The sequence below is a fragment of the Inhella proteolytica genome, from assembly GCF_016093275.1.
Classification (GTDB): Bacteria; Pseudomonadota; Gammaproteobacteria; order Burkholderiales; family Burkholderiaceae_C; genus Inhella; species Inhella proteolytica.
Genome location: NZ_JAEDAK010000003.1, coordinates 341,138 through 362,701, shown reverse-complemented (window position 1 = coordinate 362,701; position 21,564 = coordinate 341,138). Strand labels below are relative to the sequence as shown.

The 21,564-nt window shown below is 71.0% G+C and carries 17 protein-coding genes; 12 read left to right on the top strand and 5 right to left on the bottom strand.

From position 1 onward, the window contains the following. The first annotated feature begins 20 nt into the window (after window positions 1–20). From I7X39_RS06690 to I7X39_RS06640, 11 genes are all read left to right on the top strand, one after another. A complete protein-coding gene (locus I7X39_RS06690) occupies window positions 21–371 on the top strand; it encodes a cobalt-zinc-cadmium resistance protein (protein WP_198110193.1) in 351 nt (116 codons plus the stop codon). Window positions 372–469: 98 nt separating this feature from the next. Beyond that, on the top strand, window positions 470–1,714 hold the full coding sequence (locus tag I7X39_RS06685) for a TolC family protein (RefSeq protein ID WP_198110192.1): 1,245 nt from the start codon (window positions 470–472) through the stop codon (window positions 1,712–1,714). 21 nt (window positions 1,715–1,735) lie between these two features. After that, window positions 1,736–2,263, top strand: coding sequence for a hypothetical protein (locus I7X39_RS06680; RefSeq protein WP_198110191.1), 528 nt, complete (start codon window positions 1,736–1,738; stop codon window positions 2,261–2,263). Further along, a complete protein-coding gene (locus I7X39_RS06675; RefSeq protein WP_198110190.1) occupies window positions 2,260–3,354 on the top strand; it encodes an efflux RND transporter periplasmic adaptor subunit in 1,095 nt (364 codons plus the stop codon). The genes I7X39_RS06680 and I7X39_RS06675 overlap by 4 nt, the downstream gene beginning before the upstream one ends. Before the next feature lies 1 nt (window position 3,355). Further along, on the top strand, window positions 3,356–6,463 hold the full coding sequence (locus tag I7X39_RS06670; protein ID WP_198110189.1) for an efflux RND transporter permease subunit: 3,108 nt from the start codon (window positions 3,356–3,358) through the stop codon (window positions 6,461–6,463). A gap of 26 nt (window positions 6,464–6,489) precedes the next feature. Next, window positions 6,490–6,870 (top strand): hypothetical protein, encoded by a 381-nt coding sequence (locus I7X39_RS06665; RefSeq protein WP_198110188.1) that lies wholly within the window; start codon window positions 6,490–6,492, stop codon window positions 6,868–6,870. A gap of 192 nt (window positions 6,871–7,062) precedes the next feature. Next, complete coding sequence (locus I7X39_RS06660) at window positions 7,063–7,728, top strand: response regulator transcription factor (protein WP_198110187.1); 666 nt, start codon at window positions 7,063–7,065, stop codon at window positions 7,726–7,728. 19 nt (window positions 7,729–7,747) lie between these two features. Continuing rightward, window positions 7,748–9,097 (top strand): sensor histidine kinase, encoded by a 1,350-nt coding sequence (locus tag I7X39_RS06655; RefSeq protein ID WP_198110186.1) that lies wholly within the window; start codon window positions 7,748–7,750, stop codon window positions 9,095–9,097. Between the two features lie 115 nt (window positions 9,098–9,212). After that, the gene (locus I7X39_RS06650) at window positions 9,213–9,902 is read left to right on the top strand and encodes a hypothetical protein (RefSeq protein WP_198110185.1); all 690 of its coding nucleotides are present in this window, start codon (window positions 9,213–9,215) and stop codon (window positions 9,900–9,902) included. A 12-nt stretch (window positions 9,903–9,914) separates the two neighbouring features. After that, window positions 9,915–10,226: a c-type cytochrome gene (locus I7X39_RS06645; RefSeq protein WP_198110184.1), complete on the top strand. Its 312-nt coding sequence runs from the start codon at window positions 9,915–9,917 to the stop codon at window positions 10,224–10,226. 36 nt (window positions 10,227–10,262) lie between these two features. Continuing rightward, the gene (locus I7X39_RS06640) at window positions 10,263–11,621 is read left to right on the top strand and encodes an FAD-dependent oxidoreductase (RefSeq protein WP_198110183.1); all 1,359 of its coding nucleotides are present in this window, start codon (window positions 10,263–10,265) and stop codon (window positions 11,619–11,621) included. 12 nt (window positions 11,622–11,633) lie between these two features. Here I7X39_RS06640 and I7X39_RS06635 read toward each other — a convergent pair whose 3' ends face one another. The 4 genes from I7X39_RS06635 to I7X39_RS06620 form a co-directional block, all read right to left on the bottom strand. Then, entirely contained in the window at window positions 11,634–13,283 is a 1,650-nt protein-coding gene (locus I7X39_RS06635) for a right-handed parallel beta-helix repeat-containing protein (RefSeq protein WP_198110182.1), read from the bottom strand. A 64-nt stretch (window positions 13,284–13,347) separates the two neighbouring features. Further along, on the bottom strand, window positions 13,348–14,271 hold the full coding sequence (locus tag I7X39_RS06630; RefSeq protein ID WP_198110181.1) for an agmatinase: 924 nt from the start codon (window positions 14,269–14,271) through the stop codon (window positions 13,348–13,350). Next, entirely contained in the window at window positions 14,268–15,521 is a 1,254-nt protein-coding gene (locus tag I7X39_RS06625) for a serine hydrolase domain-containing protein (RefSeq protein ID WP_198110180.1), read from the bottom strand. Before I7X39_RS06625 ends, I7X39_RS06630 begins: the two co-directional genes overlap by 4 nt. Before the next feature lie 2 nt (window positions 15,522–15,523). Then, window positions 15,524–17,932, bottom strand: coding sequence for a TonB-dependent receptor (locus tag I7X39_RS06620; RefSeq protein ID WP_198110179.1), 2,409 nt, complete (start codon window positions 17,930–17,932; stop codon window positions 15,524–15,526). A 213-nt stretch (window positions 17,933–18,145) separates the two neighbouring features. On the opposite strand from I7X39_RS06620, the gene I7X39_RS06615 reads away from it, so the two are divergent. Then, on the top strand, window positions 18,146–19,090 hold the full coding sequence (locus I7X39_RS06615; RefSeq protein ID WP_198110178.1) for a LysR family transcriptional regulator: 945 nt from the start codon (window positions 18,146–18,148) through the stop codon (window positions 19,088–19,090). Between the two features lie 37 nt (window positions 19,091–19,127). Here I7X39_RS06615 and I7X39_RS06610 read toward each other — a convergent pair whose 3' ends face one another. Beyond that, on the bottom strand, window positions 19,128–21,407 hold the full coding sequence (locus I7X39_RS06610; protein WP_198110177.1) for a C39 family peptidase: 2,280 nt from the start codon (window positions 21,405–21,407) through the stop codon (window positions 19,128–19,130). Between the last annotated feature and the right edge of the window lie 157 nt (window positions 21,408–21,564).

The following is a 21,564-nucleotide window of genomic DNA, read 5'->3' as shown; positions in this document are numbered from 1 at the left end:
TCGATAGACTGCGACCCCTGATGAACCGCCTGCTCCTCCTCCTGCTCGCCCTGCTGCTGCCTCTGCAGTTCAGCTGGGCCTTGCTGGGCCCGTACTGCGGGGACGAGCACGAGGGCGCGACGACCCATGCCCTGCATGCCGAGCCGGGCGACCAATACCACCATGCCCAGCTCCAGGTCGACGACGCCGACGACCCGGGCGCCAGCTTGGACTGCAGCCATTGCCACGGCCACCTGACTCCCCTGCCGCCGGCCGAGGCTCAGGCGCCGCAGGTGCGGCTGTCCATGCCCTGGCTGGAAGACGGCAGTGCTGCCACACCAGCCCGCGCCGGCCCGCGGCCCGAACGCCCGCAGTGGACGGCCCTCGCCTGAACGGCGAGGGAGTGCCGACCTGACTCCGCCCGCGGGCTGCGCAGCAGCCCGCCCCTCGCCGATCGCCCCCGTGGTTTGTTTCCACCCTGGAGCATCGGATGCATTGGATTTTTCAAGCCCGGCTGCGGCCGCTGGCCCTGCTGTGCGCAGCCTGGGCGGCCGCCAGCCCGGCCCTGGCCTCGGCCGGCCCGGAGCCGCTGAGCCTGCCGCAAGCCTTTGAGCGCGCTTGGGCCCGTCAGCCCGAGGCGCAGGCCCTGGCCGCGCGCCGCGAGGCCGTGCAGGCCCAGCGCGAAGCCGCCGCCGCCTGGACCCCCGAGCCCGCCGCGCTCGAGGCCTCGCTGCGCAGCGACCGTTTCAACCGACGCCAGGGCGCGCAGGAGGTGGAGCTCGGCCTGGCCGTGCCGCTGTGGCTGCCGAACGAGCGCGCGCGCAGCCAGGCGCTGGCAGCGGCGCAGGCCCAGAGCCTCGAGGCCGAGGCCCTGCGCGCGCAGTGGCAGCTGGCCCAGCTGCTGCGCGAACATTGGTGGGCGCTGGCCCTGGCACGCGAAGAGCAGCAGGCCGCGCAGGAGCGCTGGCAGGCCAGCCAGGCCCTGGCGGCCGATGTGGCCCGTCGCACCCAGGCGGGTGAGCTGGCCCGCGCCGACCGGCACCAGGCCGAGGCCGCTGCTGCGGCCGCGCGCGCCGAGCACCTGCTGGCGCAAGCCCGCAGCAGCGCCGCCGAACAGGAGCTGCGCGCCCTGCTGGGCCTGGCGCCGCAAGAGGCGCTGCCCCTGCTCGACAGCCCCGAGCCCGAGCCGGCCGACGATGCCCCGGCCCACCCGCTGCTGGCTGCACTGGCCGCCAAGGCCCAGGCGGCGCGCAGCGCCGCAGCGCTGGCGCAGGCGCAATCGCGCGCCAACCCGGAGCTCACGCTGCTGCAGACCCGCGAGCGGGGCGCCCGCGGCGAGGCCAGCAACGGCACGCTGAGCCTGGGCCTGCGGATCCCGCTGGGCGGCGGGCAGCGCCAGCGCGCCGCACTGGCCCATGCCACGGCCGAGCAGACCGAGGCGGAGATCGCCTTGGCGCGCGAGCGCGAACGCGTGCAGGCCCAGGCCCACAGCGCCCGCGCCGCCCTGGCCGCCGCCCGCGCCGTGCTGCAGGCCACCGACGAGCGCGCGCGCTTGGCGCGCGAGACGCGCACCTTCTTCGACAAATCCTTCCGCCTGGGCGAGACCGATCTGCCCACCCGCCTGCGCGTGGAGCTGGAGGCCGCCCAGGCCCAGCGCGAGCAGGCGCGTGCGCGCATCGCCCTGCACCAGGCCATTGCCCAGCTGCGCCAGGCCCTGGGCCTGCTGCCGCAATAGCGCCGCACCGAAAGAACGCTGATGAACCCCCAACACCTGTTGATCGCGCTGGCCCTGCTGCTGGTGCACCCCACCTGGGCCGGCCCGGGCCATGACCACGACCATGACCACGACGCCCCCAATGCCAGCGCCCCGGCCCAGCCGCGCTTCGTCGCCAGCTCCGAGCTGTTCGAGCTGGTGGGCGTGCTGGAGGGCAAGGCCCTGACGCTCTACCTGGACCGTGCCGACAGCAACGCGCCCGTCACCGCCGCCACGCTGGAGCTGGAGCTGGCCGGCGCCCAGCTCAAGCCGCAGCCCCAGGCCGATGGCAGCTTTCGCGCCGAGCTGGCCGCCGTGCCGGCCGCGGGCGTGCATGCCGTCACCGCCACGGTGATGGCGGGCGAGGACGCGGACCTGCTGGCCGGCGAGCTGGACCTGCATGGTCAGGCGCACGAGGAGCACGAGCCGCGAAATTGGAAGCGTTTGGGTCTGTGGGCCGGCTTCGCCCTGTTGGCGCTGATTGGCGCTGGCACCGCGCTGCGCATGCGCCAGAAGGGGGGTGCCGCATGAAGCGCGTCCTGCTGATCTGGAGCGCCAGCCTGGTGCTCGCAACTGCCTGGGCCGGCCCCGGGCACGACCACGGCGATGAAGCCGCCCCCGCCACCGCCGGCGCCCCGCAGCGCCTGCCCGATGGCTCGGTCTACCTGCCCAAGCCCGCGCAGCGCCAGCTGGGTCTGCGCACGCTGGCCGTCAGCGCCGCCGAGCTGCCGCGCAGCCAGGAGCTGCAGGGCCAGGTGGTGATGGACCCGAACGCCGGCGGCCCGGTGCAGGCCGCGCAGAGCGGCCGCCTGCTGGCGCCGCCGCAGGGCCTGCCCACGCTGGGGCAGCGCGTGCAGCGTGGGCAGCTGCTGGGCTATGTGGAGCCGCTGGCCGGCGCGCTGGAGCGTTCCGCCCAGGCGGCCCAGTTGGCCGAGTGGCGTGCCGCGCTGCGCCTGGCCGAGCAGCGCGCCCAGCGCCTGCAGGAGCTGGCGGACACCGTGCCGCGCCGCGAGATCGAGGCCGCGCAGATGGAGGTGGAAAGCCTGCGCGCGCGCATGGCGGCGCTGGGCCAGGGCCTGAGCGGGCGCGAGGCCCTGCGGGCGCCGGTCAGCGGCGTCATCGCTTCGGCCCATGCCGCGGCCGGTCAGATCGTCGAGGCGCGCGAACTCTTGTTCGAGGTGGTGGACCCGCAGCGCCTGCGCATCGAGGCGTTGGCGTATGACATCGCGCTGGCGAACGACATCGGCGCGGCATTTGTTGCGGATGGGGCGGCCCAGCCGCTGCGCTTCCTGGGCGCCGGCAGCCGCCTGCGCGAGCAGGCCTTGCCCTTGAACTTCATGGGTGTGAATGGGACAAGTTCGGGCCTGGCCTTGGGCCAGAGCGTGCGCGTGGTGGTGCAGAGCCGCCGCACCGTCAAGGGCCATGCCGTGCCGGCGCAGGCGCTGATGAAGAACCCCTCGAACCAGACCATCGTCTGGGTCAAGCAGGCGCCCGAGCGCTTCGTGCCGCGTGTGGTGCAGGCGCAGGCGCTGGACGGCGCGCGCGTGGCCATCACCCAGGGCCTGAACGATGGCGATCGCGTCGTCATCCAAAGCGCCACTCTTTTGAACCAGGTGCGCTGACATGTTCGAGTTCCTGGTTCACAGCAGCCTGCGCAACCGGCTGGTGGTGCTGGCCATCGCCCTGGCCATGATGGTGCTGGGCGCGCTGACGCTCACCCGCACGCCGGTCGATGTCTTTCCCAGCCTGGACCGCCCGCAGGTGACGCTGCAGATCGAGGCCGGCGGCATGGCGCCCGAGGAGGTGGAGCAGCTCGTCACCCTGCCGCTGGAGCAGGCCATGAGCGGCCTGCCCGGTGTCACGGCGGTGCGCTCGGTGTCTTCGGTCGGCCTGGCCTTCGTCTACGTCACCTTCGATTGGGGCACCGACATCTACCGCGCGCGGCAGATCGTTAACGAGCGTTTCACCACCGCGCGCGATGCGCTGCCGGCCGGCGTGCAGCATGCGGCCATGGGGCCCATCAGCTCCATCATGGGCGAGGTGATGCTGGTCGCCATCCCCATCGACGAGGCCCAGATCAGCGCCATGGCCACGCGCGAGTACGCTGACTTCGTGCTGCGCCCACGCCTGCTGGCCATCCCCGGCGTGGCGCAGGTGATCCCGATTGGCGGCGAGGTGCGCCAGTACCAGGTGCAGCCCGACAGCGCGCGCATGGCGCAGCTGGGCGTCAGCGTGGAGCAGTTGCGCGCCGCGCTGCAGGGCCATGCCGGCAACAGCAGCGGCGGCTTTCTGGAGCTGAATGCGCGCGAATACCTGATCCGCAACCTGGGCCGCACGACGCGGCTGGAGGACCTGCAGCAGCTGCCGGTGGCGTGGAAGAACGGTCAGTCGATTCTGCTGAGCCAAGTCGCCAGCGTGCGCTTCGCGCCCGCCATCAAGCGGGGCGACGCCGGCTTCAACGGCGGGCCGGCCGTCATCCTGGGCGTGCAGAAGCAGCCCGAGGCCGACACCGTGGCGCTGACGCGCGCCATCGAAACCGCGCTGGTGGAGCTCAAGCCCGGCCTGCCCGCCGGCATGCAGGCACCGCGCGTCACCTTCCGCCAGGCCAGCTTCATCGAAGCCAGCATCGGCAACCTGCAGGGCAAGCTGATGACGGCGGCCGCCATCGTGGCGGTGGTGCTCTACCTCTTCCTGGCCAATCTGCGCACCACGCTGATCTCGCTGGCCGCCATCCCGGCGTCCATCCTCATCACCGTGCTGGTGTTCCGTCACTTTGGCCTGTCCATCAACACCATGACGCTCGGCGGCCTGGCCATTGCCATCGGCGAGCTGGTGGACGACGCCGTGGTGGGCGTGGAAAACGTGCTGCGGCGCCTCAAGCTCAACCGCCAGCAGGCCCAGGGCCTGGGGCCGCTGGAACTGATCGCCAAGGCCACGCTGGAGGTGCGCAGCGCCATCGTCGTGGCCACGCTGATCATCGTGCTCGTCTTCGTGCCGCTCTTTGTGCTGCCGGGCATTGAGGGCCGCTTGTTCGTGCCGCTCGGGGTCGCGTACATCACGTCCATCCTGGCCTCGATGCTCGTGTCCATCACGCTCACGCCCGTGATGGCTTATTACCTCTTGCCAAAGCTCAAGAGCCTGGACCATGGCGACCCCAAGCTGGTGCAATGGCTGAAGGCGCGCTACGCCCGCGGCTTGGCCTGGGTGTTTGCCCACACCCGCCCGGTGCTGGCGGCCGGCGTGCTGGCGGTGGCGGGCGCGCTGGCGCTGCTGCCCTTCTTTCCCACCACCTTTCTGCCGCCGTTCAACGAAGGCTCGGTGCTCATTGGCCTGCGCCTGAACCCCGGCACCACGCTGCAGGAATCGGTGCAGGTGGCGCGCCAGGCCGAGCGCTTGCTGAAGGACGTGCCCGAGGTTGTTTACGTGGGCCGGCGCTCCGGCCGGGCCGAGATGGACGAGCATGCCGAGGGCGTGCATGTGTCCGAGCTGGACATCGGCCTGCGCGAAAGCCAGCGCCCGCTGGAGGCCGTGTACGCCGACCTGCGCCAGCGCCTGGCCAATCTGCCCGCCGCCATCGGCCTGGGCCAGCCCATCAGCCACCGCATCGACCACATGCTTTCCGGCGTGCGCAGCGCCATCGCCATCAAGCTCTTTGGTGAGGATCTGGACACCCTGCGCGGCCAGGCCGAGGCGCTGCGCGCCAAGCTGGCCAGCATTCCGGGCATTGCCGACCTGGAGGTGGAAAAGCAGGTGCTCACCCCGCAGATCCAGGTGCGTGTGGACCACACCGCCGCGCGCGCCTATGGCCTGGCGCCGGGCCAGCTGCTGGCCGAGCTGCAGCAGCTGGTTGATGGCGAGCGCATCACCCAGGTGGTGGAGGGCAACCGCCGCTTCGACCTGGTGCTGCGCCTGGCCGACCCCGCGCGCAGCCTGCAGGCGCTGCCGCAGTTGCTGATCGACACCCCGGCCGGCCGCGTGCCGCTGGGCAAGCTGGCGCAGATCGAGGAGGGTGATGGCCCCAACCAGATCAGCCGCGACGACGGCAAGCGCCGCATCGTCCTGTCTGCCAACGCCGCCCAGCGGCCGCTCTCGGATGTGGTGGCCGACATCCGCGCCGTGGTGGCCCAGCACCGCCTGCCCGAGGGCATGTTCATCACGCTGGGCGGCCAGTTCGAGGCGCAGGAACAGTCCAGCCGGCTCATCGCGGCCCTGAGCCTGGTTTCCGCCGCGCTGGTCTTTCTGGTGCTCTACAGCCGCTACCAAAGCAGCTTGCTGACCCTGCTCATCATGGCCAACATCCCGCTCGCCCTGGTGGGCGCGGTCATCGGCCTCAAGCTCAGCGGCCAGCCGCTGTCGGTGGCGGCGCTGATCGGCTTCATCACCCTGGCCGGCATCTCCATCCGCAACGGCATCCTCAAGGTCAGCCACTACATCAATCTGTGCGCCTTCGAGGGCGAGCGCTTCGACACGGCCATGCTCACCCGCGGCTCGCTGGAGCGCCTGAGCCCGGTGCTGATGACTGCCCTGGTGGCCGCCCTGGCCTTGGCCCCGCTGCTGTTCGAAGCCGGCCAGCCCGGCACCGAGGTGCTCTACCCGGTGGCGGTGGTGATCTTCAGCGGCCTCATCAGCGCCACCCTGCTCGACACCTTCCTCACCCCCGCGATGGTCTGGCGCTTCGGGCGCGCCCCCATCGAACGCCTGGCGGCCGATGCCGGTGGCCAGGTCTATTGACGCCCCACAGACTCAAGGAGCCTTTCATGCCCCGCACGCCTTTCAAGACCCTGCCCGCCCTGCTGCTCGCCCTGGCCCTGCCGCTGGCCCAGGCCGGGGGGGACCATCAACCCAAGCACGGTGGCATCGTGGTGCCCACCGCCCACATGGACTGGGAACTGGTGGCCAAGCCCGAGCGCATCACCCTGCACGCCAGCGATCACGGCAAGAAGGCCAGCACCGCCGGCGCCACCGGCAAGCTGCTGGTGCTGAGCGGCAAGGACAAGACCGAGGCCGTGCTGAAACCCGCGGGCGACGACCGTCTGGAGGCCGAAGGGCCCTTCACCCTGGGCCCTGGCACCAAGATCGTGGCCACGGTGCAGTTGGCGGGCAAGCCGGTGGCGAACGTGCGCTTCAGCCTGAAGTGAAGGGGCGCCGGCGCCCTGCCGGCCCCGCGACCCTGGGGTCTCGACCCGCACGGCTGCGCTTGCCCCCGGTTTGACCTGGCTCATGGCCCCGCTGCGGCCGCCGCGCCACGATGGGCGGGTGCAAGGGGCCGTCAGCGGGGGTGCCCGGACGTGGTCCGGACCGCATGGCCCCGGCCGGAAGGGGGCGAGCTCATGCGGGTGCTGGTGGTCGAGGACGACACGCTGCTGCGCGACACCCTGAAGCGCGACCTCGCCGCCGCCGGCTTCGCGGTGGACGTGGCGGCGGATGGGCTGAGCGGGGAGTTCCTGGGCGCCAGCGAGACCTACGACGCCGTGGTGCTGGACCTGGGTCTGCCGGGCCTCTCCGGCCTCGAGGTGCTGCGCCGCTGGCGCGAGGCCGGGCACAGGATGCCCGTCATCGCCTTGACCGCCCGCGACCAGTGGTACGAGCGCGTCGAAGGCCTGAAGGCCGGTGCGGACGATTACCTGGGCAAGCCCTTCCACTTCGAGGAACTGCTGGCCCGCCTGGGGGCGCTGATGCGGCGCCAGGGTGGCACGCTGGCGCCGCGATTGCGCTGCCTGGGGATCGAGCTCGACGAAGCGCACCAGGCGGTGATCGTGGATGGCGTGCGCCGCGAGGCGCTCACCGCGCTGGAGTACCGCCTGCTGCGCTACCTGGTCGTGCACTGCGGCGAGGTGGTCTCGAAGGCCACGCTGGGCGATCACGTCTACGAGCGCGACATGGACCCCGACAGCAATGTCATCGAGGTCTACGTCAACCGCTTGCGCAAGAAGCTGGGCAAGGACCTGATCCACACCCGGCGCGGCCAGGGCTATGTGCTGTGCGCGCAGCCCTGAGCCTGTCCGTCAGCCGGTCATGAACGAGCGCGTGGCGCCGGCCGCGGCGGGCCGCCCCGTGAGCTCCCTGCGCGGGCGCCTGCGGCGCGTGCTGCTGGTTCTGCTGGCCGGCCTGTGCGTGCAGTGGTGGATGGCCGACCGCATGATCCTGCACGTCGGCGAGAGCGAGATGACGACGCGCCTGCAGCACGACCTGGACTCCCTTGCCGGTGCGCTTCAGGCCCAGCCCCATGTCCGCGCGGTCAACTTCGAGCATGTCGCCCTGGTGTATGGGCAGCCGGGCTCGGGCCATTACGCGGTGCTGCGGGGGGCCGGCTGGGCGGTGGGTTCGCCCTCGTTCGGCCGCGAACCCTTGTTCGCACCCACCGGTCTGGCCAGCGAGGCCCGGGCCCGCATTGCCGGGCCGTACGGTCAAGCGGTGCTGCTGATGGTGCGCCGCGTGCAGGCGGGGGCGGTGCCGGTCGAGATCGCCGTGGCCGAGGACCTCACGGAACTGGACGCGCAGCTGCGCGAGTTCCGGCTGATGTTCCTGGCCGGTTCGGTGCTGGTGCTGGCCCTGACCATGGCCATCCAGGCGCTGGAGATCCGGCGTGCGCTGCGCGCGGTGGACCGCGCACGCGACGGCATCCTGCAAGTGGCGCAGGGCCACACGCTGGTGGTGCCCGCGGACGCGCCGGCGGAGATCCGGCCGCTGCTGGACGAGATCGGGCGCTTGGTGCGGCATGTGGAGCAGAGCCTGCAGAAGTCGCGCACGGCGATGGGCGACCTCTCCCACGCCGTCAAGACCCCGCTGGCCGGCCTGCAGCGCCTGGCCGACGACGCGCGCATCGGCGCACACCCGGAGCTGCAGCGCCTGCTGCGCGAGCAGATCGAGACGATCACGCGGCGCATCGAGCGTGAGCTCAAGCGCGCCCGCATGGCGGGCGACCGTCGCTCCGGCCCGGGCTTTCGCGCCCACCAGGAACTGCCGGCGCTGGTGGAACTGCTGCGCCGCATCCACCACGACAAGGTGCTCGACATCCGCTGGCAGGCCCCGGCGCAGGTGCTCCCCTTCGACGCCGAGGACCTGCTCGAGATCCTGGGCAATCTGGGCGACAACGCCTGCAAATGGGCGGCATCGCGGGTGGAGATCACGCTGACGGATCGCGACGGTCTATGCCTGACCGTGGCCGACGACGGCCCGGGATGCCCCGCCGAGCTGCGCGAGGCGCTGGGCGCGCGCGGGCTGCGCGCGGATGAGCGCCTGCCCGGGCACGGGCTGGGCCTGGCCATCGTGCGCGACATCGCCGAGGCGGCCGGCGGCCGGCTGGAGCTGGGCCAATCGGCCACGCTGGGCGGCCTGGAAGCGCGCGTGCAGTTGCCGCGCTGACGCGGCCCGAGTCCTGCGGCGCAGCGTGCGCCATTCAGCTTGAAATTAACTCCGGCGCCTACAACGCGCTCCTGGCTGGGCCCCACGGCCCGCCGCTGTTTGAAGGAGCGCACGCATGAGAAACCTTTCCTTTGCCCTGGCACTCGGGGCCGCGCTGGGCTGGGCCGGCCCGCCTGCCCAGGCGGCCAGCGCCGTGCAAGTTGGCAGCAGCGGGCAAACCTTTGCGTCCAGCGCCGTGCAATGCGTGGCCGATGCCTCCGGCAGCCTGGTGCGCCCGATGGTCAAGGCCGGGCTCTACAACGCCAAGCGCAACGCCAGCGCCAGCGTCACCCTGAACCAGCGCCTGGTGGCCACCGTGACGGACACCCAACCGGCCGCGGATGTGTGGCTGGGCATGGGCACGAATGCCGTCACCGTCACCCTGAGCCGCAAGACGGCGGACACCTATGTGTTCAATGTGAACGCCGACACCTGTGCGGTGCCCAACACCTCGGGCAACACCTTCAGCGCCGACGGCACGCTGGAGTACGCCGCCAGCGGCAAGTCCTACGCCACCGTGACGCCCGGCTGCGCGCTGAACCCGGCCAGCGGCCAGGCGCAGCCCTATGTGCATCTGTTCGACAACGGCGGCTTCCTGCTCAATGTCTCGCTCAACGGCGTGCCCCTGACCCAGCTCAGCGTGCAGAAGACCCATACCCCCGTGTTCCTGGCCGCGGGCCGCAACGTCATCTCGGCCGCGAACGGCAGCCTTTCCACCGACTACTACCTGCGCGACGGCGGCGATGGCCGCTGCCTGCTGCCCTGAAAGGACCCGGCCATGAACACCGCATGGAAATCCCCGTTGGCTGGCGCTGCGCTGGCTGCACTGTTCGTTCAAGGCGCCTGGGCGCAGGCGGCCGACGAGGGGCGCCTGCTCGCCTCCGGCTGCTTCCAGTGCCACGGCACGAATGGCGTCAAGGGCGCCTTCGGCACCCTGGCGGGCAGCAGCAAGAAGGACCTGGTGGACAAGCTGAACGACCTGCGCCGCAAGTCCGCCCGCTCCAACATCATGGCCCCGCATGCCCGCGGCTACACGCCGCGGCAGATCGAGCTGATCGCCGAGTACTTCGCGCGCCAGCCCAAGCCCTGAACCCCTTTGGAGTGGCATGCCATGAGAACCGTGCGAATGAACAAGCGTGAACTCTTGAAGGCCCTGAGTGCCGGTTCGCTGGCGCTGCCCTGGTCACGCGCCGCCCAGCCGGCCGGCCTGGCGCGCGTGGTGGTGGTGGGGGGCGGCATGGCCGGTGCCACAGCCGCCAAGTACCTGCGGCTGTGGAGCCAGCGCAGCATCGAGGTGACGCTGGTCGAGCCCTCGGCCCAGTACACCTCGAACATCATGAGCAACCTCGTGCTCACCGGGCAGTACAGCCCCTCGATCCTGAACTACGGCTGGTCCAATCTGCAGCGCAATTACGGCATTGCACGGGTCGTGGGCAGCGTCACCGCCGTGGAGCCGGGGGGCAGCCTGGGCGCCTGGAAGGTCAGCATCGCCACCGCCAGCGGCACCCAGGTGCGCTACTGCGAGCGCGTGGTGCTCGCCCCCGGCATCCAGTTTGACGCCGTGCCTTCCATGCAGGACGCCAGCGTGCCCGCCCCCATCCTGCATGCCTGGCAGGCCGGCCCGCAGACCCTGCAACTGCGCGACCAACTGGCGGCCATGCCGGCCACCGGCCGCTTCGTGATGACCATCCCCAAAGCGCCCTACCGCTGCCCGCCCGGGCCGTACGAGCGCGCCTGCGTGGTGGCTGACTACCTGAAGCGCAACAAGCCCGGTGCGCAGGTGCTGGTGCTGGATGCCAACCCGGACATCATGGCCGAGCGCGAGAACTTCTCGCTCGCCTTCGGCACGATGTACGCATCCAACCTGCGCTACCTCAGCGGCCGGGTGCTGCGCTCGGTGCAGGCCAGCGCCGGGCAGGCGGGTGGGGCGGTGCGGGTGGACGTGGTGGTGCGCGACGCCAGCGGGCAAGAGCTCGTGATGGGCAGCGAGACCCATGAGGCCCAGGTGCTGAACGTGATCCCGCCGCACCGCGCGGGGGCCATCGTGCAGGCGCTCGGGCTGGCGGATGCCGGCGGCTTCGCCCCGGTGGACGGCCGCTCCTTCGAAAGCACGCTGCCCGGGCGCGCCGGCCTGCATGTGATTGGCGACGCCGCCAAGACCACGCTGCCCAAGGCCGGCCACGTGGGCAACCAGGGCGCCAAGATCTGCGCCGATGCCATCGTGCGTGCCTTCGCCGGCCTGCCGCCCTACGCCACACCCACGGCCAACTCGGCCTGCTTCTCACCGCTCAGCAACAGCCTGGCCTCCTGGCTGACGGCGGTCTACCAGTACGAGCAGGATCCAGTCAGCGGCGCCTGGCGCTTCGTCGCCCGCGACCAGGTGGCGGGCACGGTCGGCGCCACCGAGGCCGCCGGGCCCAGCACCGAGCAGTTCGAGAAGATGGGGACCTGGTACCGCTCGCTGATGAACGAGACCTATCTGTGAAGCACCGCTGAGTCAGAACCCCGCCGCGGCGGCCTGCGCCAGGAAGTCGCTCACCGCCCCCACGTCCAGCAAGTTCCACTGCTTGCCGTTGTGCAGCACCATGCGCGTGCCGTCGCTGCCCAGGTAGTTGCCGGTGGCCGGGTAGTAGCGGTAGCTGTAAGGCGCGTAGCTACCGCGCGTGCCGCCGCGGGGGAAGAGCTGGGGGTAGACGTATTCGGCCCAGTTCATCACGCGTTCCATCGCGCTGCTGGGCTGGGCCTGGTCGGCGCCGTAATCCACCTGGCCGCCGCTGCGCGGCTGGCGGTCGAAGTCTTCGCTGACCTGGGGCAGGGCGGGGGCCTGGTTGCTGGCCGGGCTGCCCGGGGGCAGGTGGCCGTCGGGGCTGGTGGCCACCGCGCCGGTGCGGCTGTTGCGGTCGGCGTTCAGGTGCTGCTGCCATTGCGCCAGGCTGCCGCCGTCCTGGATGGGGCTGCCGGGCCGGCCGTCGAAGAAACGGCAGTCGTTCGGTGCTTGCAGCCAGTTGTGCTCGCTGCCCGGGCTGCCCACCAGGCCGAAGACGCCGGCGGCGCTGATCTCATTGGCCCAGCGGATGCCGATGCAGGCACCGCCCTGCTGCAGCACCAGGTTGTTGCGCAGCGTGGGGTTCACCGAGCCCGGGCGCTTGGCCACGGGGTCGAAGTCTTGCAGGGTGACGCCGAAGTACAGCGCCGCGTGCCCCAGGCGGGCGGTGTCGATGACCGTGTTGTGGGCCACCAGCGCGTCCTGCGCGGCAAAGAGCCCGATGCCCGCATAGCCCGTTTCGCGTACCACGTTGTTCACCACCACGCCGCGGATGCTCTCGTAGTAGTTCGGGTTCAGCGCGGTGTCGAAGAACTCGGGGCTGGTGTCGTAGCCCACCATGATCCCGCCCTCGCCGGTGCGTTCGATTCGGTTGCGCTGCACGCGCACATCGGCTGCACCGCCCTTGAAATAGAGGCCATTGGTGGCGATGTCGTGGATCCAGCAGTCCTCCACCGTCATGCGGCTGCCATTGACGTTGTCGATGCCCTCGGCGTTCTTCTCTTCGAGCGGCGTGCCCGCGGGGTAGATGCGGCCGGTGTTGTAGATCTCGCAGCGGCGGATGGTGATGTCGTCGCTCTTGGGGGTGATCTTGATGGCGTCGCGCCCGGTGTCGTGGATGCGGCAGTCCTCCACCAGCACGTTCGAAGCCCCGCGCCCACCGCGGTTGTTGCGGGAATCCCAGTCGGTCTGGAAGAACAGGCCGTAGAGATTGCCGCCCATCACCTCCAGGCGCGAGATCGTGCTGCCCGAGGCCTCGGGGTCGATCTGGATGCAGACGCCGTCCTCCAGGTTCAGCGGGCAGCGGATGACGGCCCATTCGCCGGGGTGGGAGCGCAGCGTCAGCGGCAGGCGCAGGCGCACCTCGGTTTCGTCGAACACATTGGCGCCCTCGGAGCCACGCAGGGTCACCGTGTCGCCGGCGCGCACCAGGGCACGGGCGGGGTCCAGCAGGTGGCCCAGGGTGCGGTAGGGCGCGGCCAGGCTGCCATTGCCGGTGCTGTCGCTGCCGGTGGTAGCCACGAACCATTCGGCGGCCGGGGCCGCCAGCGGCGTGACGGCCAGGGCCAGGGTGGAGATCCACTTCCCAATCGGTGTTGCCATGCAGCCCCCGCTTAGATGTGGGCCGCATGGTGCCGGCTTTCGCGCGGGGCGGCGAGCCCCCCGTTCAGGGCCGTGGCGGCTGCGCCAAGCGCGCACAGAGATACGTCCACACCGCATGCGCCGCCGCCAGGCTGGTGAGCTGCGCGTGGTCGTAGGGGGGCGAGACCTCCATGCAGTCCATGCCCACGCAGTTCAGCGTGGCCAGGTCTTCCATCAAGGTGAGCAACTGGCCGTTGCTCAGGCCGCCGGGCTCGGGCGTGCCGGTGCCGGGGGCGCAGGCGGGGTCCAGGCAGTCGATGTCCAGGCTGATGTAGACGGGCGGGTGGCCCAGCAGCCCCATGCGCGTGCGCACGGCCTGCAGCAGCGGGGCCAGCGCCGCGCCCTCCAGACCGCGCAAGGAGCGGCCGTCGAACACCAGTCCGCCGGCGGCCGTGACGCGTTCGCGTGCCGCGCGCTCGGCCGCCGAGCGGATGCCGATCTGCACCACGCCCTCGGGCCGCAGCAGGCCTTCTTCCAGCGCCTCGTGCACCCAGGTGCCGTGGCCGCTGGGTTCGCCGAAGTGCTCGGTCCAGGTGTCGCAATGGGCGTCGAAGTGGATCAGCGCCAGCGGCTGGCCGAGGTGCTGGCGGTAGGCGCGCAGCAGCGAGAGGGTGAGCGAGTGGTCGCCCCCCAGCCACACCATGTGGTGGCGCGCCAGCAGCGGGGGCAGCTGCGCGGCCAGGGTCTGGCGCACGGCGGCCAGGCTGGTGTTGGGCAGGGGCAGGTCGCCCAGGTCGGCCAGCTGGCCTTGCGGGCTGGTGTCGAACAGGGGGTGGGTGCCGTCGCACAGCAGCTGGCTGGCGGCGCGGATGGCGCCCGGCCCCAGGCGCGCGCCGGGGCGGTTGGTGGTGGCGCCGTCCCAGCACAGGCCGGCCAGGGCGAAGGGCTCGTCGCCGCGCGGGGGCGGGCACTGCAGGAAGTGCGGGTGGTGCTGGAAGGGGAAGGTCATCGGAGCTGGTCCAACAGGGTTTCGAGCACGAGTTCCTCGCAGCGGCTCAGGCTGGAATGGCGGCCGCGTTCGGGTTGCGCCAGCGTGCCGTTGAAGGCGTAGAGCAGGCTCCAGCCGGGTTGCTGGGCATCGGCGGGCTGGAACAGCAGGCCGGAAAGCAGGCCATAGGCCTCGCCCAGGTGGCCGTAGGCGCGCCAGCCGCCTTGCGGGTGCAGGCGGTCGCCGCCGGCGGCGTCGTGCACATCGGCAAAGATCTGCAGACCCAGGCCCCAGGCGCGGAACAGGCCGCCCAGGGTGTCGGCGCCATCGCCCGCGCGGTGCACCCAGCTGGCCTGCAGCAGGCTCTCGAAGCCGGCCGGGCTGATCAGGGCCTGGCCCTGCCAGCGGCCACGCTGCTGCAGCAACTGGGCGATACGCGCGAGTTCCGGCAGGCTGATGCGCAGCCCGCCCTGCGGGGCGAAGCTGCTGCCGTTCTGGCCGGGCTGCTGGTGCCGGCCCCAGCGCGGCTGGGTGGGCAGGGGCCATGCGTCGGTCTGCGCCTCCCAGCTCTGCGGGCCGCGCCGGTACAGGGTGGCCAGGCGGGCGCGCTCGGCCGCGTTCCAGCGCGCCACGTCGTAGCCGGGGCGGATGCCCAGCGGCGCGAACAGCCAGCGCTGCATCAGCGCGTCGAAAGGTTCGCCGCTGGCGGCTTCCATGGCGGTGGCCAGCAGGGCGAAGGCGAAGTTGCAATAGGCGAAGCGAGTGCCGGGGGCGGCAGGGTGCCAGTTGGCGGGGTCGGCCCAGCTGCGGCGCAGGGCGGCGCCGTCGGGCTGCACGGCGTGTTCGGGGTCTTGCAGGCTGGCCTGGTGGGTGAGCAGCAGCCGGGCGGTGATGGGCACCTCGCGATGCAGCGGGTGGCGCAGCGGCGTGCCCAGCCAGCGGCTGAGGTCGGCGTCCAGGTCCAGCCGGCCGGCCTCGTGCAGGCGCAGCAGGGCCAGCGCCAGGGCCAGCTTGGAGATCGAGGCGATGCGCAGCCGCGTGTCCATCTGCATGGGCAAGGGCTGCGCGCCCAGGCGGCGCCAGCCCCAGGCCCCTTGGGCCAGCAGCTGGGGGCCGCGCTGCAGGCGCAGCACCAGGCCGCTGAGCGGGGCGGCCGGGCCCTGGGTGAGGCCGGCCAGGCGATCGAGGCGCGTGTCGGCCCGCGCCTGCCCCATGGCCGACGCCAACGCGGTCAGCAGGCCCTGGCGCCGATTGAGGGGGAGGCCCCGCATGCTCAGAACCGCCAGCCCAGGTTCAGCCCCACGGTGCGCGGGGTCAGGTAGATGCCACGCAGGCCCACGCGGCTGGCCACGGCGGAGGTGCCCTGGAAGGAGACCAGCTCACGTTCGTTGCTCAGGTTGTCCACCCACAGGCTCAGGTCCCAGTTGCCCTGGCTCAGGCCGGTGCTCAGGCGGTAGGTGGTGTAGGCCTTGTATTCGAAGGGCTTGTCCTCGGGGTCGTCGCCGCGGTCGCTGGCCTTCACGCCCAGGTAGTTCGCGCTGGCGGCCACATACACGTCGCTGTCACCCCAGCTGCTGCTCCAACGGGCGTTGGCGCTGTGCTTCCAGGGCGCGGTGCCGCCCAGCTGGCCGCCCTTGCGGTAGGTGCGGCATTCGGTGCCGTCGGCGTACAGGCAGACCTCCTTGGTGCCGGCCCATTCGCCTTCGGTGTAGCTGCTGCTCAGGCCCAGCTCCAGGCCGGCCACGGGCAGCCAGCGCAGCTGCATCTCGAAGCCGCGCGTGCGCGCCTTCGGGCCATTGGTGGTGCCCCACACCGGGAAGCCCTGGATGTCCTGGCTGAAGTAGGTCTGCGGGTCCTTCCAGTCGATCTGGTAGACGTCGGCCTGCAGGTAGAGCTGGCGGTCCAGCAGGAAGCCCTTGGCGCCGATCTCGAAGTTGTCGGTACGGTCCGGGCGGTAGCCCTGCAGGGCGGGGTTGACGGCCTGGTCGCCCACGCCGCGGAAGCCGTTGGCGCCACCGCGCCGGAAGCCCTGGCTGAGCGTGGCATAGGCCAGCAAATCTTGGGTGAGCGCGTAGTTGGCGTTGAGCTTGAAGTAGCTCTGGCCGCTGTCCTTCTCGCGGCCCTTGATGGTGCCGGTGACGAGGTCGAAGGCGTAGTCCTCGACCTGGGTGCTGCTGTCGTCCTGGTAGGCGAACAGGCGGGCGCCGGCGGTGAGGGTGAGCTTGTCGGTGGTCTTCCAGCTCAGTTCGCCGAACAGCGCGCGCTCGCGGTACTTGCTGCGCTGGTCTTCCAGGTAGCCCTCGCCGGGGCGGCCGCTGGAGGGCAGGGTGGGCATCCACTCGCTGTACTGCTGGCTCTTTTCCTGGCTGGAGAGGAAGAGGCCGGCAATCCAGCTGAGCACTCCGGGCTCGGAGACCAGGCGGGTTTCGTGCAGCAGGCCTTCGTTGCGGTTGTCGTAGGTCATGTAGGCCGTCTGGCCGGCGAAATTGGGCGCGCCCAGGCGGTAGCGCGAGTAGCCCAGGTCGCCATAGAAGAAGGAGCCGGTGCCGAGGTAATCGCCCTGGCCGACGCGGCTGTCCTTGAAGCGGCTGGTGCTGCTGTGCAGCTGGCCCAGGCCGTCCAGGCGCCAGTCGAGGTCGATCGTGGTGAGGTCGATGCGGCGGTCGGTGTACTCGGGGTAGGGGGAGAGCACGGTCTGGCGGTCCCAGGCGGGCGGGGCGGTGTAGCGCGCCGGCGAGCCGCTGGCCGGCAGCAGCTGGCCGCCGCTGGTGCCGTGGGCGGTGCTGTCCTGCCAGCCATGCGTCAGGCGCAGCTCCAGCGCGGGCGTGGCGCGCCACAGCAGGGACACACGCGCGGTGTCGGCGCGGTACCAGTCGTCGTCCTTGTAGAGCACCTGGTCGGCGTTGGGCTTGGGCGTCCAGGTCGACGTGAGGTAGCTGGGCGTGCCGGCGTAGCGGTCGGTGTAGCCGCGGTCATCCAGGCGCGCCAGCGACACGCGCAGCGCCAGGTCCTCGCCCAGCGGGGCGTTCAGCACCCCATCGGTGTCGTTCGACAGCGAGCCGTGCTTGACCTGGAAGAAGCTGGTGTTGAGCTGACCCTCGAACTTGCCCAGCTGCGGCTTGTTGGTGATGTAGCGCACCGCCCCGCCCAGCGCGCCGCCGCCGTATAGCGTGCCCTGGGGGCCGAGCAGGGTTTCGACGCGGGCGATGTCCTTGATGCGGAAGCCCACCGCCGGGAGCATGGCGTCGTCCAGGTAGGTGGACAGGGTGCTGCGCGCAAACCACTCGATGTTGTTGGCGCTGACCGAGCTGATGTTCAGACCGCGCACGGTGATCGAGTCAGAGAAGCGCGCGCTGTTGGGCGGGGCCTCGATGGAGGGGCTGTTGGCGATCAGGCGCTTGAGGTCGGTGATGTTGGCCTCGCGCAGCGCCTGCTCGCCGATGGCGGTGACGTTGTAGGGCAGGCGGTGCGCCAGCTCGCGGCGCTTGCTGGAGGTGACGATCACGGTGTCCAGCTGGGCGGGCTTGGCCTCCTTCTCGGTCTTCTCGGCCTTCTCGGTCTTGTTCTTCGCTTCGGCCTCGGGCTCAGCGGGGGCGTTTGTCTGTGCTGCGGCGGGCAGCTGGATCAGGCCGGCCAACAGCAGGGCCAGGGCGACGGGACTCGGGGTGTGACGCAGACGCATTCGCAGGACTCCTCGGAAGATGTTGTGGGCCGACAGCCTGGTGCGGTGCATCGAGAGCCCGGCCGTCTTGGGCGGCGAGTCTGGTCGCGCCATCGGTCCGTTTCGGCAACTTGCTCTTGCCCCGCGGTTCGGGCTGCTGCCCCCCCCCAATCAGGCGGCGCTGCGCGGTGATTCCCCATGGCGCCGCGGCCGAAGGGCAGGCAGCATGGCGGCATGAGCCTGGACCTGAACCCCTTGCTGATCTTGCTGGAAGTGCAACAAGCGGGCGGCCTGGCGCCCGCGGCGGCGCGCCTGCACACCACGCCTTCCGCGCTGTCCAAACAGATCCGTGCGCTGGAGCGCCAGACCGGCCAGCTGCTGGTGGAGCACGGCGCCAAGCCCCTGCGCCTGACCGAGGCCGGACGCGCCTACGCACTGGCCGCGCGGCAGATGCGCGAGCACCTGCGCAGCGCGCAGGACCAGAGTGCGGCCCTGCGCAAGCAGCTCGGCGGCACGCTGCGTGTGGCGGCCAGCTTCATGCTCGGCCATGCCGTGCTGGCCGAGTACGTGGTGGCCTTCCGTCGCCGCCACCCGCAGGTGGAGCTGGAGCTGGTGCTGCGCGACGACGACCCCGACCCCGTGGCCGAGCAGTTCGACCTGGCGCTGCGCCACGAGCAGGGTCGGAGCAGCGAGCTGATCGCGCGTTCGCTGGGGGCCAACCGCGTGCGCCTGTGCGGCGCGCCGGCCTACTTCGAGCGCATGGGCTTCCCGCGCGAGCCCGAGGATCTGGCCGGCCACCCCTGCCTGGTCTTCCACTGCGAAGGCCTGGACAGCCGCTGGCGCTTCGTGGGCCCGCAGCGCACGGTGGTGGTGGTGCCGCAGGGGCCCATCACCTGCAACAGCGACGAGCTGCTGCTGGCGCCGCTGCGCGCCGGCGAGGGGCTCTTGCCCTGCTTCGACTGGGTGGTGGCGCGCGACCTGCGCGAGGGCCGGCTGCAGACCTGCTTGGACGACTGGCGCTTCGAGTGCGAGGCCTGGGGCGAGCCCGAACTCTGGGCCGTCTACCCCAAGGGCAAGCGCGGCCAGCCCAAGATCAAGGCCTTCATCGACGGGCTGGCGGAGTACTTGGCCCAACTAAACGCCGGCGTCGAAAAAGCGCAAGCCTGGCTGGGCCGCTGAAGCTCGGCCGCGCCAGGCTTGCGAAGGGCTCGGGCCCTTACTTGAAGACGTGCATCAGCAAGTCGGCGCCCGTGCCGTCATCGGTGATCACGGCCTCGAACTTGGCGGCCGGGACCTTCACGCCCTTGCCGCTGCGCGTGGTGTCGTAGTTCTTCGAGTAGGGCACCCCGTCCCACACGCCATAGGGGTCGTTGACGATGTAGTGGGTGCCGTCCCAGCCCACCACCTCCACGATGTGGCCGGGGCCGGTGAACCAGCCATGGATGACCACCGGCTTGCCACTGCTCACCAGGCTGCGCAGTTGGCCGATGGAGCCGGCGCTCGTCCACTGATCCCGCAGCGCGGAGCCTGCCTTGATGGCCTCGGCGTTGAAGATGTTGGCCATGGTGGCCGGCGCGCCGCTGATGCCGTAGGTCTTGTAGAGGTAGTCCGGCGTGCGCATGCCCAAGCGGGCCGGGTCGGTGATCTTGTAGAAGTCCAGCACCATGGCCAGCGAGGTGATGCTGCAGGCGCGCCAGCCCTCCTGCTGGTTGGCGTTCTGGTTGTAGTACGGGAACGAAACCGGCGTGCTGCTCAGACCCTTGAGCTGCAGATAGAAGTCGCCCGACCAGCGCTGCTGCAGGCAGGCCAGACCGCCGCCCTTGCTCTGGCAGCTGGCCGTCAAGGTGGCGGGGAAGGGGCCGAAGACGTTCAGCGGGTTGCCGCTGGGCGCGGTGCCTTCCACGCACAGGCCGTCAAAGCGTGCATCGCCCGCGCTACTGCCGCGCGGGCAGGCGGCCGTGCCGCGCAGGCTCTTCGTAAAGGCCTTGGCCCAGCGGGCGGCCGCCACCGTCACCGTGTTGCCCTGGTAAGGCAGGGGCTGCTGCTCGGCACAGGTGCTGCCGCCGCCCAGGCGCTGGCACTCACTCACCATCGCGGCGGTGAAGGGGCCGTAGGCGTTGGTGCCGTCGGCGCAGAAGCCCAGCGCGGTGTCGAAGCTGGCGCCGTCGGGGCAACTGGTGGCCACCGGCGTGGGGTTGGGCGGCGGGCTGGCAGCGATCTGGTAGTTGCCGGCGCTGCAGGCGGTGCTGGTGTCCCAGCTGGCCTGCTGCCAGTTCATCGCAGCCATGGTGTTCCATTGTGAGAGCGGCACTTCGCCCCCAGGCACCACCCAGAGCGAGGCGTGCGGCCCGGCGATCTTGAAGAACTCGTTCTGCTGCGCGGCGGTGGTGAAGGCCTTTTCGTTCGAGGCGATGTGCCAGATCGGCTTCTTCGCGCCCAGCGCCCGGTACTCGCAGTTGCCGGTCTCGATCCAGCGCTTGGTCTCGGCCACATAGCTCGGGCCCCAGACGTCCAGGTAGGTCTGCGGCATGTGGGCGTCGACGTATTTGTCGATGATGTCCACGCGCATGCCGCGGTCCTTGGGGTTGCCCCAGGTGGTGGCGGTCAGGTACCAGTCGCCCTTGATCGTGCCGGCGGCGCGCGCCTCGGCCTGGGCGCTGCTGAAGGCCTTCAGCAGGTTCTCCAGCGGCGTCGTGGTGCCGTCGAACTCCTTCTCCAGGTCCAGCACATAGCCCTGGTAGCCGAAGCTGGCGGCCTGCTTCAGCGCATTGGCCTGCGCGGCCTCGTTGCCCGGGTAGTTGTAGGACCAGGCCCAGGGCTCGATGCCGCGCGCTTTGTAGATGTCGGTGGTGGTGCGCGAGCAGGCATCCGGGAACCAGTTGCAGCTGTTGGCGCCGTCGGCAAGCTTGATGAAGATGCGCTTCACGCCCACGCTCTTGAGCTTGTCGGCCAGCTGCGCATGCGTCATGCCGGTGTTGCCGATGAGGAAGAGCCAGGCGCCGAACTTGTTCTTGGGCGTGCCGGCGCTGGCCAGGCCGGCGTAGAAGCCGGCGTTCCAGCGGTTCGTGTAGCAGGCCGGGCCGCCCGAAGCCGCCACGCATTGCGCGATCAGGCTGTCCGCAAACGGGCCGTAGACGCTCTTCACCCCGCCCACGGTTTCGCTGCAGCGGTTGCCGTACGCCGGGTCGGGCACGCTGCCGTTCGGGCAGGCGCCGGTGCCGCGCAGGCCCTGGGTGAAGGCCTTGCTCCAGCGCGGCAGCTGCACCGTGGTGCTGCCCACCAGGTAGGGCTTCGTATCCGTGCAGGCCGGGCCACCGCCCAGCGCGCTGCACTGGCTCGTCATGGCCTGGGTGAAGGGGCCGTAGGCGTTGGCGCTGTCGGCGCAAAAGCCCAGGTTGCTGTCAAAGCTGCTGCCATTGGGGCAGGCCGCTTGCGCGCCCGCGGCGCCGGCCAGCCAGGCCAGCAAGGTGGCGGCAGGCCACTGTCGGAAATTCATCGCGTCTCCTTGGTGTGAGGGGCCGCTGAACGGCCCGCCCGAAGAGACGCTGCCTGTCAGCGGGGGCGCACGTTAGGAGGGGGCGGGCGGTGCGAACAGGGGGCGGCGCCGCGGGCGCCATCACCGCCGGGCATGAGCTTGCGCAGGCGCATCAGGA

Coding starts and splice junctions, on each gene's coding strand:
- I7X39_RS06685 (WP_198110192.1), top strand. CDS start 470: ATGCATTGGATTTTTCAAGCCCGGCTGCGGCCGCTGGCCCTGCTGTGC.
- I7X39_RS06675 (WP_198110190.1), top strand. CDS start 2,260: ATGAAGCGCGTCCTGCTGATCTGGAGCGCCAGCCTGGTGCTCGCAACT.
- I7X39_RS06620 (WP_198110179.1), bottom strand. CDS start 17,932: ATGCGTCTGCGTCACACCCCGAGTCCCGTCGCCCTGGCCCTGCTGTTG.
- I7X39_RS06680 (WP_198110191.1), top strand. CDS start 1,736: ATGAACCCCCAACACCTGTTGATCGCGCTGGCCCTGCTGCTGGTGCAC.
- I7X39_RS06665 (WP_198110188.1), top strand. CDS start 6,490: ATGCCCCGCACGCCTTTCAAGACCCTGCCCGCCCTGCTGCTCGCCCTG.
- I7X39_RS06670 (WP_198110189.1), top strand. CDS start 3,356: ATGTTCGAGTTCCTGGTTCACAGCAGCCTGCGCAACCGGCTGGTGGTG.
- I7X39_RS06610 (WP_198110177.1), bottom strand. CDS start 21,407: ATGAATTTCCGACAGTGGCCTGCCGCCACCTTGCTGGCCTGGCTGGCC.
- I7X39_RS06640 (WP_198110183.1), top strand. CDS start 10,263: ATGAACAAGCGTGAACTCTTGAAGGCCCTGAGTGCCGGTTCGCTGGCG.
- I7X39_RS06650 (WP_198110185.1), top strand. CDS start 9,213: ATGAGAAACCTTTCCTTTGCCCTGGCACTCGGGGCCGCGCTGGGCTGG.
- I7X39_RS06630 (WP_198110181.1), bottom strand. CDS start 14,271: ATGACCTTCCCCTTCCAGCACCACCCGCACTTCCTGCAGTGCCCGCCC.
- I7X39_RS06615 (WP_198110178.1), top strand. CDS start 18,146: ATGAGCCTGGACCTGAACCCCTTGCTGATCTTGCTGGAAGTGCAACAA.
- I7X39_RS06690 (WP_198110193.1), top strand. CDS start 21: ATGAACCGCCTGCTCCTCCTCCTGCTCGCCCTGCTGCTGCCTCTGCAG.
- I7X39_RS06660 (WP_198110187.1), top strand. CDS start 7,063: ATGCGGGTGCTGGTGGTCGAGGACGACACGCTGCTGCGCGACACCCTG.
- I7X39_RS06635 (WP_198110182.1), bottom strand. CDS start 13,283: ATGGCAACACCGATTGGGAAGTGGATCTCCACCCTGGCCCTGGCCGTC.
- I7X39_RS06645 (WP_198110184.1), top strand. CDS start 9,915: ATGAACACCGCATGGAAATCCCCGTTGGCTGGCGCTGCGCTGGCTGCA.
- I7X39_RS06655 (WP_198110186.1), top strand. CDS start 7,748: ATGAACGAGCGCGTGGCGCCGGCCGCGGCGGGCCGCCCCGTGAGCTCC.
- I7X39_RS06625 (WP_198110180.1), bottom strand. CDS start 15,521: ATGCGGGGCCTCCCCCTCAATCGGCGCCAGGGCCTGCTGACCGCGTTG.